The sequence below is a fragment of the Heyndrickxia coagulans DSM 1 = ATCC 7050 genome, assembly GCF_000290615.1.
In the GTDB taxonomy this organism is placed as follows: domain Bacteria; phylum Bacillota; class Bacilli; order Bacillales; family Bacillaceae_C; genus Weizmannia; species Weizmannia coagulans.
This window is the reverse complement of record NZ_ALAS01000149.1, coordinates 1-281: the sequence shown is the minus strand read 5'-3', so window position 1 is coordinate 281 and position 281 is coordinate 1. Positions and strand designations below refer to the sequence as shown.

At 35.6% G+C, this 281-nt stretch carries 1 protein-coding gene; it reads left to right on the top strand.

Features of this window, described 5'->3' with window-relative positions; genetic code table 11:
* Positions 1-53: 53 nt before the first annotated feature.
* The coding region (locus tag IC21_RS07865; RefSeq protein ID WP_035180729.1) for a transposase at positions 54-281 on the top strand (228 nt) is incomplete at its 3' end.

Sequence of the window (281 nt, the reverse complement as noted above, 5' to 3'; positions counted from 1 at the left end):
TATAATGGACCCATAAAACTAGACACAAAATGAGGAGCTGTTAAAGTAGGTTTATGAGAAAAAGTTATACGCCTGAATTTAAAACTCAAGTCGTGCTAGAGGTCTTAAAAGAAGAAAAAACGATGAACGAAATTGCTTCTGCTCATGGAATCCATGTGAATCAAATTCGCCAATGGAGAAATGCTTTTCTTGAACAGATGCCAAAAGTCTTTGAAAAAGGCAACAAAAAAGTTGAAAAAATGAAAGCCGAGTATGAACAGACCATTGAAAGTCTCTATGCG